The organism is Capsulimonas sp. (assembly GCF_039929585.1).
Classification (GTDB): Bacteria; Armatimonadota; Armatimonadia; order Armatimonadales; family Capsulimonadaceae; genus Capsulimonas.
In genome coordinates this window covers 1-14,149 of record NZ_JBDSQY010000279.1, presented here as the reverse complement: position 1 = coordinate 14,149, position 14,149 = coordinate 1, and the positions used below count along the sequence as shown (strand labels likewise).

Sequence of the window (14,149 nt, the reverse complement as noted above, 5' to 3'; positions counted from 1 at the left end):
TTACGAGTATGGGCGCCAAGCAAAGAACCTAATCATAGAGATCGCTCTCATCTTCAGCTTCTGTCGGCACATCCAACTGATCTAGAAAAATGGCGGTAATCATATCGCTCCTGCGCGAGCCTTGGCGAAGGCCGAATTGAGTAAGCTGAGATCCCCATTTCGTTAGAATAATGCTGACTTGCTCATCGGTGTACGGAACTCCCAACTGATCCAGCACTTCATGTATTTCATCTAAGGACGGTGTTTCAGTGTTCGCCATAATCTTGCTCCCCTCTCAGTCTAGCCGCACCGGCTTCCAGGCAATCGCCAAGTTCAAAGACTTCGCCATCTGGTAGAACTTCTGGCTCACCACTGGATAAGGCACGCTCCTGCTAAAGAGTTTTTCCTGAGTGTAAGCCAAGTCAAAATCCATGCCCTCCACATCCTCCTTACGGTAGTGAAACTCAGCATCGGCAATCATGGCCCCCGGCAATGAGCGGCTATCGCGAAGGTAGCATTCTCTTGCTGGGTCACCATTGTATGGCTCGCCATTTTCATCCAGCATAATCATGGACGGAGAGAGCGGCGGCATTACAATATCGCTGGTAAGACGCCAATATTTTTTAACGCCCAGACGCGGTCCGCCCTTAACAATCACGGGATGCATTTCAATACCAAGCATTCCTAGGTCGTGAATCTTTTCGGTCACGGTCTCAGACACCAGAATGTTGTTAACATTCGCGCCAGCGTAATCATTGCCAGGTTTGCGCCAAAAAGCAGCATCGACGAGCATTACCGGCTTCCCCTGCATATCTACTTTGAAGGTGACGTCGTAGAGATGCCTGGGAATCAGAAAACGCGCCGCATCCAAATCGGCGTCCTCATATGTTCTTGTGATATAGAGCCTGAATTTTTCGCCGCTTCTGGGATACAAACTTCCAACCGGCGTTGCTCCAGCCTCCTCTAGCATCCGAAGCGCTCTTTGTAAATCTGGATGCTCGAAGGGCAGTTCGAAATCCAGGGTGGAATAGCGAATATATTGCGGGAAGGTCTCAGAGATATGGTTGTATGCATCTGGTGAAATATCCCCCGTGTCAAAAACGCTAAGACGAGCTTCTGTTTTCATAGTTGGTTTGTCTACCTCTTAATAAGAGTGTACCAGCTCCTGCCATATGAGATTTTGACTTAAATCCCCATTTGCGCCGCCGCCGCCCGAGCAGGTATAATCCCTTCTCTAGTAAGATCGTGCAAATTCATCAAACTGAGGAGACAAGCTGTCTGCTGCGCCTTAGGCGCAGGGGCGGCGAGCAAGCTTATGGGATCCGTATTAGTGACCGGCGGCGCCGGGTATATCGGCAGCCACACATCGAAATTGCTGCTTCAGAAGGGCTACGACGTCGTCATCTACGACAGCCTGGAGCTGGGGCACAAAGAAGTCTTGAAGTACCTTCCGGGCGCGAAGTTCGTCCAGGGCGATATCGGCGACGGGCAGTTGGTGGCGGACACGGTCAAGAAGTATGGTGTCGACTCCATGATCCACTTCGCCGCGTATGCGTCCGTGCCGGAGAGCGTGGGCGATCCCGTCAAGTATTATCAGAATAATATCGTCAAGACACTCACGCTGCTCGACGCCATTAATAGCCAGGGCGTCAAGCATGTGCTGTTTTCGTCGTCGGCCGCGACCTTTGGCGAAACCCAGTATGTCCCGATCGACGAGGACCATCCCCAGAAGCCGACCAATCCGTACGGCCAGACGAAGCTGGACGCCGAGTACATCCTGCACTGGTACGATGTCGCCTTCGGCATCAAGAGCGTCGCCCTTCGCTACTTCTGCGCCGCCGGCGCCGACCCGGACGGCGAGCTGGGCGAGGATCACACGCCGGAAACGCACATGATCCCGCTGACCCTCTTCGCGGCCCTGGGCCGCCGCCCCGACATCAAGATCTTTGGGACCGATTACCCCACCCATGACGGCACCGGTGTCCGCGATTACATCCACGTCACCGACCTCGGCCACGCGCACATCCTGGGCCTGGAAGCCCTGAAGAACGGCGCGGACTCGACGGCTTATAACCTGGGCAACGGCAAGGGTTACTCAGTGCGTCAGGTGATCGAGACGGGACGGAAGGTCACAGGCGTCAACTTCACCGCCACCGAAGCCCCGCGCCGCCCCGGCGACCCGGCCGAGCTGGTCGCCTCCAGCGCCAAGATCGAAAAAGAGCTGGGATGGAAGCCGCAATACGGCGACATTGAAACCATCATGCGCACGGCGTACGAGTGGTTCGAGAAGCATCCCAAGGGATACGCTTCGGAATAGTTCGAAAAGCCCGCCGTCCATTGCATGGACGGCGGGCAAAATTTTCCCCATGATCAAAATCGAACACTTCGCCGAGCCGGGAAAGCCGCCCCTGACTTTGGACCCAGCGCGGATCAGCGATGCTCTGGAAAACCCGAACGGGATGGTGTGGCTGGATTTGGAAAGCCCTTCGAAAGAGGATTACCAGCTTCTCATCGAGGAGTTCCAGTTCCATCAGCTCGCCATGGACGATCTGCGCCAGAAAGATCAGCGCGCCAAGGTGGTGGACTATGAGGGATACACCTTTGTCGTCATGCACGAGCTGCGTCCGGGAAAGGATCGCCAGGATCTGAACTGCCCTTGCCTGGAGCGCGGCGCCGAGGTCAACACCTTCACGGGCCAGAACTTCTGCGTCACCGTTCATGACGGCCCCTCGCCCGCCGTGACGACCGCCCGGCAGCGCTGGGAGGCAAGCCGGGAGATGCAGGACCATGGTCCCTACGCCTTCCTTTATCTGATCCTCGACTCTCTGGTCGATGACTACTACCCCACCCTGGACGCCTTCGACGAACGGATCGACTTACTGGAAGAACTCGTCCTCAAGCCCGCCGACGAGGAAGTCGACCTCGCGAACCGCAATGTGACTGCGGAGGAGCAGCGCAAGCCGCTCAAAACGCTGCTGGGGGTGCGGCGCGAGCTTCTGGAAATGCGGCGTTATGTCGCTCCGATGCGCGACGCCATCAACACCATGCTGCGCCATGTCGAAGCGATGCAGGACCCGGAGCGCGCCGGCGAGCAGCGCCGCGCGGACCGCGCCCGCGCTCTCTACGCCTACTATCAAGACGTCTTCGACCACACCATCCGCATTGTCGAAACGATCGATACCTATCGCGATCTGCTTTCGGGTACTCTGGACGCGCATCTGGCCGTCGCCTCCAATCGTCTCAACGAGATCGTCAAGGTCCTCACGAGTATCTCCATCATTATGATGAGCTGGGCCACCGTCAGCGGCATCTACGGCATGAACTTCGAGCACATGCCCGAACTTCACTGGCATTATGGCTATGCTTACGTGTGGGCGCTGCTCGTCGCAATCACCATCGGCGAGTTCATTTATTTCCGCAAGCGCAAGTGGCTCTGAACCTGTCCCGTTGGCGGAATAAGGTAGAATACGCCCATGCGCTCCCTCCTCTCATTTTTCAAAGGGGTTAACTCCCTGCTCGTTTTCCTGCCGATCAGTATCGTCCTGCATTTCCTGCACGGCGTGAGTCCCATGATAGTGTTCGCCACGGCGGCGCTCGCCATTGTTCCGCTCGCGGGCCTCATGGGGCACGCGACGGAGGAGCTGGCGAAACGGCTGGGCAGCGCCATGGGCGGCCTATTAAACGCGACTTTCGGCAACGCGACGGAGCTAATCATCGGGATCTTCGCGATCCGCGAAGGCCTGATCGAGCTCGTGAAGGCATCGATCGTCGGCTCGATCATCGGCAACATTCTGCTGGTTCTGGGCGCGAGCATCCTAGCCGGCGGCCTCAAGCACAAGGTCCAGAAGTTCAACCAGGACCAGGCCGAATCGCACGCGATCAACCTGCTGCTGGCCACCCTCTCGCTGGCGGTCCCGGCAATCATCGCCTCCCACTACCACCAGCGCAACAGCGCCGGCAACAACGACATTGAAAATCTGTCGCTAGCCGTCGCCGCCGTCATGCTGCTCACCTATCTCGCGTCCCTCTTCTTCTCGCTCAAAACGCACGAAAAGATCTTCCGGAGTATCGAGCCCGAGCACGAAGAGCCGCCGCAGTGGTCCAAGAAGCTGGCCTTTCTCGTGCTGGGGATCGCCACCGTGCTCGTCGCCATCGAGAGTGAGTTCCTCGTTAAGAGCGTCGAAGGCGCGGCCAAGTCCATGGGCGTCAACGATGTCTTTATCGGCATCATCATCGTCGCGATCATCGGCAACGCGGCCGAGCACTCCACCGCGATTTGGATGGCTCTGAAGAACAAGATGGACATCACGATCAACATCGCGATCGGCTCCTCTATTCAGATCGCCATGTTCGTCGCCCCCGTGCTCGTCTTCGTCAGCCTGATGCTCGGCCACCCGATGACATTCATCTTCAACATGGCCGAACTCGCCGTCATCGGCCTCAGCGCCATCATCGTCGCCTTCATCGCCACCGACGGCAAATGCCACTGGCTCGAAGGCGCCCAGCTCCTCGCCGCCTACGTCGTCATCGCCCTCGCCTTCTACTTCCTGCCGGGGTAGGCGCAGCGAGCTTAGGCAAGCAGCGCAGAAAGACAAGATATGAGCCTCGAATACCGAGTGGAGTTTGTGCTTGGGTCACGAAAGCCGATTGATGAAGTACTGCGCGACGCCCCACATTTTGCACGTTACGAAGAGCAGTTCAAGTATTACGAATACCGCAGCGATGATAATCAAGACTTCAGCAAGATGCCGGATGCGTACATGAAGGTTAGAGACTGGGGTCTCTATTTGTCCGATTGTGGAGATAGAGCCGTCTTCAAGGATCTGCTATATTATCTGTTTTGGCACGTCAATGGTCTGGGACAGAAATTTGTTATTGACGATTTAGAATAACACGAGAGCTCTCCCAGAGGTGACAAGCGCCCAAGGGAGTGTATACAGAGGAGCGCCGCATGGCTCAAAGCGACACGCTGGTTCTGATCGGTCCGTCCAAATCCGGTAAAAGCACGGTCGGCCCATTGGTCGCGGCATCGCTCGGAATCCCCTTTCTCAGGCTCGATATCATCGATCTGGCGCGGGAGCACGCTTCATTTGACAACGAGCTCGCCAATAAAGCATCCGCGATGGGAGGCGTCACGGCCTGGTATCAATACCTTTTGCCTTTGGGCGTCGAGGCTTTAGAATACGCGCTTTCGGATTCTGAACCAGCGGTGATCGAAGTGTCGCGATGGTATCCCGACCCAAATGACGCCGACCTTTTCGGGCGCGTTCGAACGGCGCTCTCCCAATTTTCGCACGTCGTGATGCTGGCTCCGACCACGGACCCCAGCCGCAGTTTCCAAATCCTCAAAGAACGCTGGACGGCATTGCTCGACGGCGTCGATATGAACCTCTATTTCCTGCGCCATCCCGCAAACTCCATACTCGCCAAGCATACTGTCTATACGAAGGGGCGCACTCCGCAAGAGACACACGAGGAGATAATACTTCTGCTCGATTCCGTTCCCGGAACGATCGTATTCATTGGTCCGATGAGTGCGGGAAAATCGACCCAGGCGCGCCTGCTCGCCAGAGCGCTTAACCGCACGCGGATCGGGCTGGACGAGATTCGATGGAATTACTACAAGGAGATTGGCTGGACCATCGAAGCGCAGCGTGAGGCGGCGAAGGCGGAGGGAATGGCGGGCGTACTGCGCTACTGGAAGCCGTTCGAAGCGCACGCCGTCGAACGCGTCCTGGCCGACTACCCGAACGCCGTGATCGATTTCGGCGCCGGCCATTCCGTTTACGACAACGCTGATTTGCTCGCGCGCGTGCAGACTGCCCTGGCCCCCATCCCCAACGTCGTGCTGCTCCGGCCAAGCGATGACCACAACGAATCACTCCAAATTCTTGAAGCGCGCGACTCTATTCAAGTCGATGGCATGGATGGGAATTTGTTCTTCCTAAAGTCGCCGGAGGCGCCGGCAACGCACATCATCGTGACGGAGGGCAGAACGCCGGCGCAGACTTGTGATGATATCATAGCAATGATCACTCAAAGCTAAAATTCACGGATCAGCTCTAATTACATTTCCCAACACCGATTACACTGACAAACCAGAGCCTGCAACTTTATTAGCCCTGCCCTGTCTCACTAAGTATTGAGCAAACTCCCAAAGGCAATTAAAGGCGACCGCCCCATGTCCGACATCCAAGATTCCGTCGATCTTTTGATCGAGAAAGCCCACCTCGCGATCATCCGCATGGACACATACCGTGCGCGAACGCTCTTGAAAAAGGCGCTCGAACTGGACCCCATGCACACAGAAGCGTCGCGGATGCTGCAAAGCCTGCCATCGCCGCAAAACAGTCAGCCACGGATGGCTGGGGAGACGGAGCACGACTTCGCCGCCCGGATCGCCTACCGAGCCGGCATTGAGGAGCGCGCCCGGTTGGACGGCGATCCTTGGATACCCGCTCAAGACCGGCAGCCGTCGCGGTGGGCATACGGTCCTTTTGGCCCCTATTTAAAAGCAGCCCGAGTCGCCTTATACATGCTGGCGGGTGTTCTCATCGTTATGTATTTGCCTCTCGGCAAAATACACCCAGACACAATTCGCCATGTGGCGCATCTCAGCGCACTCACGTCTATTCTTTTCGGCGCACTTCTCGGATTTGGGGGTTCGTTTCTGCCGGCGTCGCCGCCACGGCGACTGCGAAGGTGGTAGAAAAAAGGGCTTAACGAAAAATTATGGCCCCGGCGGCAGCGGCCGCTCGACTTTGATGCGTGGCTCCGTCACACGAAGCGTCAAAAGTAAACTCACCAAAGCAAGCACGGCGGAGAGCGCGAAGCCGACACGGTAGCCGTGGGTGAAGGAGGCGACGGCGCCGCCAAGGAGGGTGGCGACGGTGCGCGGGAGGGCGGTGACGACGTTGGCGATGCTCATGTAGAGGCCGATCTCGTGCGCTTCGCTGGCGAACTCCATCACGATATTGGCGGCGGCGATGTTGCTCGCCGCCGCCAGCAGGGCGAGCAGCACGAAGACGGCGTAGAACTCGACCGGGGCGTGCGCGATCAATGCGGCGATAGGCGCCAGGACCGCGCAGACGGAGGCCGACAGCAGGACGACTTTGTTGCCCGCGCGATCCGCCCAGGCGCCCCACCCCAGGCCGCCGAAGGCCGTCACACAGATCATCACGCCGGTGAACGCGGCAATGGCGGCGGTGTTGGCGCCAATGTCGCGCTGGGCGTAGAGGATGTAGAACGGCGTGACGCCCGCCGCAAGCTGAAAGGCCGTTTGGGCGTAGAGGTATTGCCGGAAACTATGGTTTCCCTGCAGGACGCGCTTAAGCTCGCCGGCGAACGGCGGATGCGCGCTTTTGTCCACGACGACCGGGCTGTCCGGCTCGCGCAGCAGCCCCAGCGGGAGCACGGTAAATGTCAGGATCAGGAACCCGATCAAAAATCCCTTGCTGTATCCCCCGGGAAATCCCCCGTTCGGACCCGAAAGCAGATGGCTCAGCAGACGCTCCACCCCAATGCTGAGCACGCCCCCGATCCCGCCCGCGACGCCGTACAGCCGCCCGCGCCAATGGCTCGGGATCGTCTTACCCACGGCCATCCAGTAGGCCGGCTGGTTCAATCCCATCATGGTCGCATGAACCGTCAAGCAGCCGAAGAGCGCGGCAATCATCCACTGTGGATGCGACACGCCGAGGATCAGAGTCAGCGGCGCCAGGGGCAGCAGGGCGAAGCGCTCCAGCAGAGCGATCCAAAACAAAAACCCCCGCACCCGCCGACGGCGGCTCAGATACGGCACGACCAAAAATCCCGGCAGCGTGATCAGCAAGTTCATCAGCGCGGGAACGCAGCCGACGAGCAGATCCGACGCGCCCAGATGCGCCAGAAAGACCGGCAGGATGATAGTGTTCGAAAAGAACGCCATCCCCAGCGGCCAGCCAATCGAGTCGATCACGCAGGAGAAAAAGTTATAAATACGGTCTCCGCGCGAAGCGCCGAGAACCTGGACGTCACTCATCTCCGAAATATCTTTCCGTAAGTAAAACAGGCACACTCAAGGTGTTAATAATCCAAATTATCGATTACGAAGCGTTTATCGCGGCAAGACGCTTAAACACGAAAACGAGGAGCGCTCCCATTAGGATTGAGCCGCAGAGTCCACACTTGCCCTGCCAGGATTGTATTCCACGCAGCCCCAATTTGATCCCGACAAATGTCAATATAAGTTCCCCAATGAGCCAAAAGCCCCCGATAGCAACAGGGTTTAACGCCATTGTGAAGGCAAAACTCAACGCAAGAAATACGGCGCACACCATAGTCAGAACGACGCTCGTAAGAAAACAACGAAGCGCGTATACGCCCGCCTGCTGTTTTTCGGAGTGGGAAGGAGAAGGCTCCTCAAGCGCTGTGGGCGGCGGCGGCCCCACATCCTCTGAATCCTTCATATGGTTCATCCCTTATCAATCGGCTTTGTTGATGGCGTCGATTCCAGCCACCACGATGGAAACAACCATGATCGCCATGAGCATGGAGCCAAAAAGCCCGCATTTTCCCTGCCAAGATCGAACCCCACGCATTCCATGAGCAACGCCTGCAAATGACAGTGACGCTTCCGCAATTAGCCAAATGACATGGGTCACAATATCTCCTATGCCGGCGATGCAGAATAAGACCCAGACGATTACCAGAACCACGCTCGTGGCAAAACAGCGGAGCGCGGCAATACCTGCCTTCGGCTTGTCGGGCGGAGACGGAATCGGCTCTGGAGAAATCGATGGCGGCGGCGGCCAAACGTTATTCGCATCACTCATTTCGCTTTTCTCTTTCTAATCTCCATGCAGACCGTTGCCGCCTAACACGGACATGAAGTACAGAGATGGAACGATGACAACAACCAATATTAGGCACGAGCCCAAGAGGCCCACTTTCCCTGGCCAAGAGTCTGCGCCTTTCCAGCCATACACGAAACCCAGTACAGCGCAGACAGCGCTCGAAGATATGTAGAAGTAAGCGTTATCGCCAAGACCATGGAGAAATATGGGCGCCACTACAACCAACACGCTCAACAGAAACAATCGAAGCGACCAAATTCCTGCGGCGAGAAGGTTTCTCTGCTGTCGCGAGATCTTTTTCGGATTGATCGGGGAAGGCAGACTTACGTCATTCGGATCGCTCATTTGGATTTGTCCTCGTTTATCCGCCGACAAAGTATGGCGATTTGCTTGTCGCCCATGCGCGTCAGCACAACCGTCATTTCGTCCGATCCCTTGAGCTTGAGCTGTTTGATCACGGCTTCGGGATCGTGCGGCACGCCGCGCTTCTTGACGACGACGCGGCCGACGCCGCGCGCGTTCAATGCTTTCTGCAGGACCTTGAAGTGGTAGGCAAAGCGCTCCACGATCTCATATGCCGTTGCGAAGGGCGTCGGGAAAAGCTCGGGGGCGATGAGATAGGCGATCTGCGGATCGACGGGCGCGGCGTTCAAATCGTGCGCCAGGGTTCGGATCAGATGCGCGCGGATCACGGCAGGGTCTGGTTCGTAGAGATAGCCGCCTTCGTCGGACGGCGCGGGGGGGATGAAATCGGTGTCTTCGTCGGGCGCTCCCGCGAGCGCTTGCACGCCGTCCGGACGGAGCACGGTAGCGCGTACGGCCTCGGGAGCACGCAGGCGCCCCGTCCAGAAGAGGGATTCTTTGCACTCGCCTTCGTCGGAGAGAAACTCTAGCCCCGCGTCCATTTGCTCCGCGACGGAGTGATCGATGCCTGGCGCGAGTTTGACGCCGATGTGCTCGATCCCTCGATCGCGCAGATCGTTGACGAGGGAGAGCGGCGGCGAGTAGTCTTCGGGGGAGACGACGCGGCGTTTGTCCACACGGCGGGCGGGGTCGAACCAGACGGCTTCGGTGGTTACTGGGAAGTCAATGGCGTCGGCGCAATGGACGGCGATCTTCGAATCCAAGTCCAGCGCCCGTGCGTTCTCGGCGGCGAATAATGCGCGGGCGGGATCGCGCTCCACGACGGTGACTTGCAGCCCGGCGCGGGCGAAGGCGATGGCGTCGCCGCCGACGCCGCCACAGAGGTCAGTGAGGGATATTATTCCGACAGATGCAAAGCGTGCGGCGTGATATGCGGCCGCGCCGGCGCTCGACGCCTGCTCCAGAGCTTCGCCGATAAAGTACATACCGGCAGCTGATTCCCCGAACTTACGCACGCCTTTGCGGCGCGACGCCGCCATCTCCCACGCCGCTGCCGCGATCTCCGGCGAGGCGGACTTGCGCAGGCGTGTCAGCGCCACCACCGGCTCGGCCTTCGCGGCCAGTAATACGCTTGCTTCGGCCAGCAGCAGGCGTCCCGGTTCGGTCAGTAAATATCGTGCGGTGAGAAGTTCCATAAGAAGAGTCTATTGTAGCACGGAGCTTGACATCGCGCATGAAGCCTAAGCAAGCCGCCAGCGCGTGGAAAAAATTCGGGTATAATCGGGGCAGCAATACAAACATATGCTCGAAAGCAAACAGTAGACGCCGCCTTCCGGCGCACCGACGCAACGCGACGGGCGGTCAATACGCCCCGTTTTCGAGAGCCGCCCAACGCGGCGATAGCAAGGACAATGATGGCTAAAGGATTGACGGATCGACAGCAGGAAGTTTTCAACTTCATCGTCGCATTCGTGGAAGAAAAAGGATACCCGCCCACCATACGCGAGATGCAGCTGGGACTGAGCATCGGCTCCCTGCGCGGCGTCACGATTCACCTCGACGCGCTGCACAAAAAGGGCTTCATCGAGCGCCTTTCCAGCAAGAACGGCCCGCGCACCTCCCGCGGAATCCGCATCCTGGCGCGCGTCTCCGAACGCTCCGCCGACGAAGTCAGCGGCATGGTCCGTCTGCCCCTAATCGGCGCCATCGCCGCCGGTACGCCCCTGCTTGCTACCCAGAATATTGAAGACATCATCCCTGTCCCCTTGCAGCTTTTGAAAGCCTCTCACCAAGAGTGCTTCCTGCTGCGCGTCCAAGGCGAAAGCATGACCGGCGCGCACATTCTGCCCGGCGATCTCGTGATCATCCAGCCACAGATCACCACCGAAAACGGCGACATCGTCGCCGCCCGCATCGGCGAGGACGCCACCGTCAAACGCTTCCGCCGCCACGGCAACCGAATCGAATTGCAGGCCCAGAACCCCAACTACGCCCCCATCCCCCTGCGCAAATCCGACGACGCCGCCATCATCGGCAAAGTCGTCGGCCTGCTGCGGGGATATGTAGGATAAAGTGCGAGTCCTCTTTGGGTAAACAATCAAGCATTAATATCGGCGTCAATCCTCCGCCTCCCATTGAACAAACTATCGCCATTCTGCTTGACGCAGGATGGCGATGGTTTGAAGACCAAGTTTGCTATCAAATTGGGGACGTTTGGGATCAGGAGCCGGCTCCTCTCGTCATGTGGCCCGATATCGCCCATTTACTAGAGGAGCAAACGACAGCGGGAGCAGACGTCTCGATCTCCCTGCAATGGGAAGATGAAAGCACGCTTCCCATCGATTTCGGCTTCCATAATGATGCACGCGATGACAGCCAAACCATTCACGTTTATATTGGTGGGATTATCTCCCATACACTTTGCGGCAATTTCACAGACTACAGTTGGTATCTCACGCGAACGGTGTGCCCCATGATCAACGCAGGCTATAACGTCTGGTTCGTCAACTGCGAAGAGAGCTATTAATTCGCCAAAGCACAGAATTATATCGCACGATCTTCGCGCACCGTGAGACGATTAACGAAGCAAGCTGATCGCCCGGTCAGCGTCGGCCACCGTTAATCCCACACGCCCATCGGTTTGTACGAAGGGATGACCGCACTCGGCGATATCGAAAGCGTTGTCGTCCAGAACCACATACGCCTCCACATCCTCGCAAGTCTCCAAGTAATGTGCGATCTGCTGACCCCGATTCTTGCCCCCATGCTCCACGCAATCCCGCTCCGTATGCCCGATGATTTGCAGCTTCGACGTGACTCCGTGCGTGCGCAGCAAGTAGCGCAGGCCGGCGAGGGTCATCAGGGCGGGGTACTCGGGACCGTCTTCCATGGTAAGATAACGCCAGGAGCTGGTGAGCACCACGACGGCGCCTGTTTCATGGATGAGATGGTTGAAGTGGGCAACGCATTCGGGCTTGATCGTGCTGCTTTGGGCGGCTTCGTGGAACGTTCGGTCGTTCAAAACACCGTCGATATCGAGAAATATCAGTTTCATAGTTGGATCCCAGCGCCGTTCGGTGCAGGAGTGGGCGGGATGAATCGCGAACAAGGAATCCGAGAGAACTTTTCAAAGGACAGAGTATGACAGACATCGACACATTGATTGAACAAATACGCGAGCGGGCGCAGGACGACAGCCGAGCGACCGATGACGGACGCGCGCCCGGCAAAGTCGCCGCGCCGCCCGCCACGGAGGCGGAGGTCTCCGCAGCAACCGTGCAGCTTGGCTTCCTGCTGCCTTCTTTCCTGCAGCGGCTTTACAAGGAAGTCGGCGCGGGCGGCTTCGGCCCCGGTCACGGCCTCTTCTCCATCCTTCTCGAAACCGATACGCTCGCGGATCAGTACAAAGCGCGGCGCGAGCCGGGCAAGGACCGTCGGCCGACCAACTGGCCCGACGGGCTGCTCCCGATCGTCGACTGGGGCAGCGGCATCCTCTCGGCCGTCGACTGTATGAAAGCGGACTTGCCCGTCGTTCGACTCGACGCCAATATGCCCAAGGTGGATGTGCTCACCCGCGTTCCGTCCGAATGGCATTATGAGAAGGCGGGGCGGATTCCCGAAGCGTGCTGGCTGGAAGCGGCGTCGCTGCAGCGCTGGCTCGAAGACTGGATCGAAGGCCGTCAGCTGTTCTACCGCGCCTATAGCCTCGGAACGCTGGATGTGGATTTGGAAGGCGACGACGAAGCGGAAGAAGAAGACGAGGAAGAATAAAGTGCGCGCAAGCACAAATTTCGTGCGCAATGTCCTTGACAGGCGAAATTGTTATGTGCTATCCTAATCTCCGACAGAGTTAGTCGGAGATTCACCTCCGCACTCGTCCGATTAGGAAAATGCGCCCCCAGACGCTTGCAGGCGTCCGGGGGCGCGGAGCGGGATGTGATACGATCTCACCCTCTGCCAGAGGTATCGTACCCCAAACCCCTCCTCCTGTACAACCCATGCGCGGCGTCGTGGCGCCGGCTTATTCTTGCCTGCCCAAAACGCCTCATTCATGAGGCGTGTCACGCCGGCCCGAGACGCGACGCCGCGCATGGGATCGTTCAGATAAGGAGATCACATTGTCACGAATACCTTCCGCCGCCCGCGTACGGGCCGGCTTTACTTTGATCGAATTGCTCGTCGTGATAGCCATTATCGCGATTCTCGCATCGATACTCTTTCCCGTCTTCGCCCAGGCCCGCGACAAAGCCCGGCAGACCAGTTCGCAGTCCAACCTGCGTCAAATTTCCCTCGTATTCCAGATGTACGCGCAGGACGCCGATGAGATATTCCCGCCGGCCTCCTACTCCGGCGCGCCGGGCGTCACGCACCCCGACAACCTCGGCGCCTACCGCTGGCCATGGCTCACACTGCCCTATGTCAAGTCCATGGCGCTCTACCGCTCGGCTTCGGACACGGGAACGTACAGCACCTATCGCGACACCAACGATCCCAACTATGGCTACTACTGGGGCCTCTTCCCATCCTATGGATATAACTGGCGCTACCTTGCTCCCTCCACCCAAGATTCGGGCGGAGCCACCGTCGCCGTCATGAGCGACGCCGCCAGCACATCCTACAGCCGTGGCGTCTCCCTGGCGGTCGTCCAGGCGCCCAGCAATACCATTCTTCTCGCCGACACCACCTGGGCGCCCTCCCCCGGCCAGACGCAGCTGACGCTGGGTTACTTCCTGATCAACCCGCCGCAGAAGTGGGCAGGTTCGACACCGCTGACCAGCCTGTCGTTCGGCTACGTCATGCCGCGCCACCAGGGCAAGGCGAATGTCGCCTTCGCCGACGGTCATGTGAAGTCCATGAGCATCGGCGCCCTTTCCAATGAGGCGCTCTGGAGCGGCCAGGGGGTTTAGATGGCGCGCCGACCGATGGACTGGCGGCACTACACCGCCGCCGGCATCTTTCTCATCGTCCTCTGC

16 protein-coding genes are annotated in these 14,149 nt (G+C 58.3%); 10 read left to right on the top strand and 6 right to left on the bottom strand.

Annotated features, from left to right (window positions below):
- Positions 1-28 precede the first annotated feature (28 nt).
- Together ABIZ35_RS21000 and ABIZ35_RS20995 are read right to left on the bottom strand one after the other, a co-directional pair.
- Entirely contained in the window at positions 29-259 is a 231-nt protein-coding gene (locus tag ABIZ35_RS21000) for a hypothetical protein (RefSeq protein WP_348221884.1), read from the bottom strand.
- Between the two features lie 15 nt (positions 260-274).
- On the bottom strand, positions 275-1,105 hold the full coding sequence (locus ABIZ35_RS20995) for a hypothetical protein (RefSeq protein WP_348221883.1): 831 nt from the start codon (positions 1,103-1,105) through the stop codon (positions 275-277).
- Between the two features lie 189 nt (positions 1,106-1,294).
- Here ABIZ35_RS20995 and galE point away from each other — a divergent pair, with 189 nt between their 5' ends.
- The 6 genes from galE to ABIZ35_RS20965 all read left to right on the top strand — a co-directional run bounded on the left by galE (position 1,295) and on the right by ABIZ35_RS20965 (position 6,688).
- Positions 1,295-2,296 (top strand): UDP-glucose 4-epimerase GalE, encoded by a 1,002-nt coding sequence (galE, locus tag ABIZ35_RS20990; RefSeq protein WP_348221882.1) that lies wholly within the window; start codon positions 1,295-1,297, stop codon positions 2,294-2,296.
- Between the two features lie 49 nt (positions 2,297-2,345).
- Positions 2,346-3,416, top strand: coding sequence for a magnesium/cobalt transporter CorA (gene corA / locus ABIZ35_RS20985; RefSeq protein ID WP_348221881.1), 1,071 nt, complete (start codon positions 2,346-2,348; stop codon positions 3,414-3,416).
- Between the two features lie 36 nt (positions 3,417-3,452).
- A complete protein-coding gene (gene cax / locus ABIZ35_RS20980; RefSeq protein WP_348221880.1) occupies positions 3,453-4,538 on the top strand; it encodes a calcium/proton exchanger in 1,086 nt (361 codons plus the stop codon).
- Between the two features lie 39 nt (positions 4,539-4,577).
- Complete coding sequence (locus tag ABIZ35_RS20975; RefSeq protein ID WP_348221879.1) at positions 4,578-4,871, top strand: hypothetical protein; 294 nt, start codon at positions 4,578-4,580, stop codon at positions 4,869-4,871.
- Between the two features lie 59 nt (positions 4,872-4,930).
- Positions 4,931-6,025, top strand: a complete 1,095-nt coding sequence (locus tag ABIZ35_RS20970; RefSeq protein WP_348221878.1) for a shikimate kinase — start codon at positions 4,931-4,933, stop codon at positions 6,023-6,025.
- A gap of 135 nt (positions 6,026-6,160) precedes the next feature.
- Positions 6,161-6,688, top strand: coding sequence for a hypothetical protein (locus tag ABIZ35_RS20965; RefSeq protein ID WP_348221877.1), 528 nt, complete (start codon positions 6,161-6,163; stop codon positions 6,686-6,688).
- A 21-nt stretch (positions 6,689-6,709) separates the two neighbouring features.
- On the opposite strand, the gene ABIZ35_RS20960 is transcribed toward ABIZ35_RS20965, so the two are convergent.
- The 3 genes from ABIZ35_RS20960 to ABIZ35_RS20950 all read right to left on the bottom strand — a co-directional run bounded on the left by ABIZ35_RS20960 (position 6,710) and on the right by ABIZ35_RS20950 (position 10,372).
- Positions 6,710-7,999 (bottom strand): MFS transporter, encoded by a 1,290-nt coding sequence (locus ABIZ35_RS20960; protein WP_348221876.1) that lies wholly within the window; start codon positions 7,997-7,999, stop codon positions 6,710-6,712.
- 442 nt (positions 8,000-8,441) lie between these two features.
- The gene (locus ABIZ35_RS20955) at positions 8,442-8,792 is read right to left on the bottom strand and encodes a hypothetical protein (protein WP_348221875.1); all 351 of its coding nucleotides are present in this window, start codon (positions 8,790-8,792) and stop codon (positions 8,442-8,444) included.
- A gap of 362 nt (positions 8,793-9,154) precedes the next feature.
- Complete coding sequence (locus ABIZ35_RS20950; protein WP_348221874.1) at positions 9,155-10,372, bottom strand: class I SAM-dependent methyltransferase; 1,218 nt, start codon at positions 10,370-10,372, stop codon at positions 9,155-9,157.
- A 216-nt stretch (positions 10,373-10,588) separates the two neighbouring features.
- On the opposite strand from ABIZ35_RS20950, the gene lexA reads away from it, so the two are divergent.
- The gene (gene lexA, locus ABIZ35_RS20945) at positions 10,589-11,248 is read left to right on the top strand and encodes a transcriptional repressor LexA (RefSeq protein ID WP_348221873.1); all 660 of its coding nucleotides are present in this window, start codon (positions 10,589-10,591) and stop codon (positions 11,246-11,248) included.
- A 14-nt stretch (positions 11,249-11,262) separates the two neighbouring features.
- Positions 11,263-11,703 carry a hypothetical protein gene (locus ABIZ35_RS20940; RefSeq protein WP_348221872.1) on the top strand — a complete coding sequence of 147 codons (441 nt, stop codon included), beginning with the start codon at positions 11,263-11,265 and terminating at the stop codon, positions 11,701-11,703.
- 51 nt (positions 11,704-11,754) lie between these two features.
- Here the strand turns inward: ABIZ35_RS20940 and ABIZ35_RS20935 are convergent, their stop codons facing one another.
- On the bottom strand, positions 11,755-12,231 hold the full coding sequence (locus ABIZ35_RS20935) for an HAD domain-containing protein (protein WP_348221871.1): 477 nt from the start codon (positions 12,229-12,231) through the stop codon (positions 11,755-11,757).
- 86 nt (positions 12,232-12,317) lie between these two features.
- On the opposite strand from ABIZ35_RS20935, the gene ABIZ35_RS20930 reads away from it, so the two are divergent.
- Complete coding sequence (locus ABIZ35_RS20930) at positions 12,318-12,947, top strand: SMI1/KNR4 family protein (protein WP_348221870.1); 630 nt, start codon at positions 12,318-12,320, stop codon at positions 12,945-12,947.
- A gap of 347 nt (positions 12,948-13,294) precedes the next feature.
- Positions 13,295-14,083, top strand: a complete 789-nt coding sequence (locus ABIZ35_RS20925) for a prepilin-type N-terminal cleavage/methylation domain-containing protein (protein ID WP_348221869.1) — start codon at positions 13,295-13,297, stop codon at positions 14,081-14,083.
- Positions 14,084-14,149 lie beyond the last annotated feature (66 nt).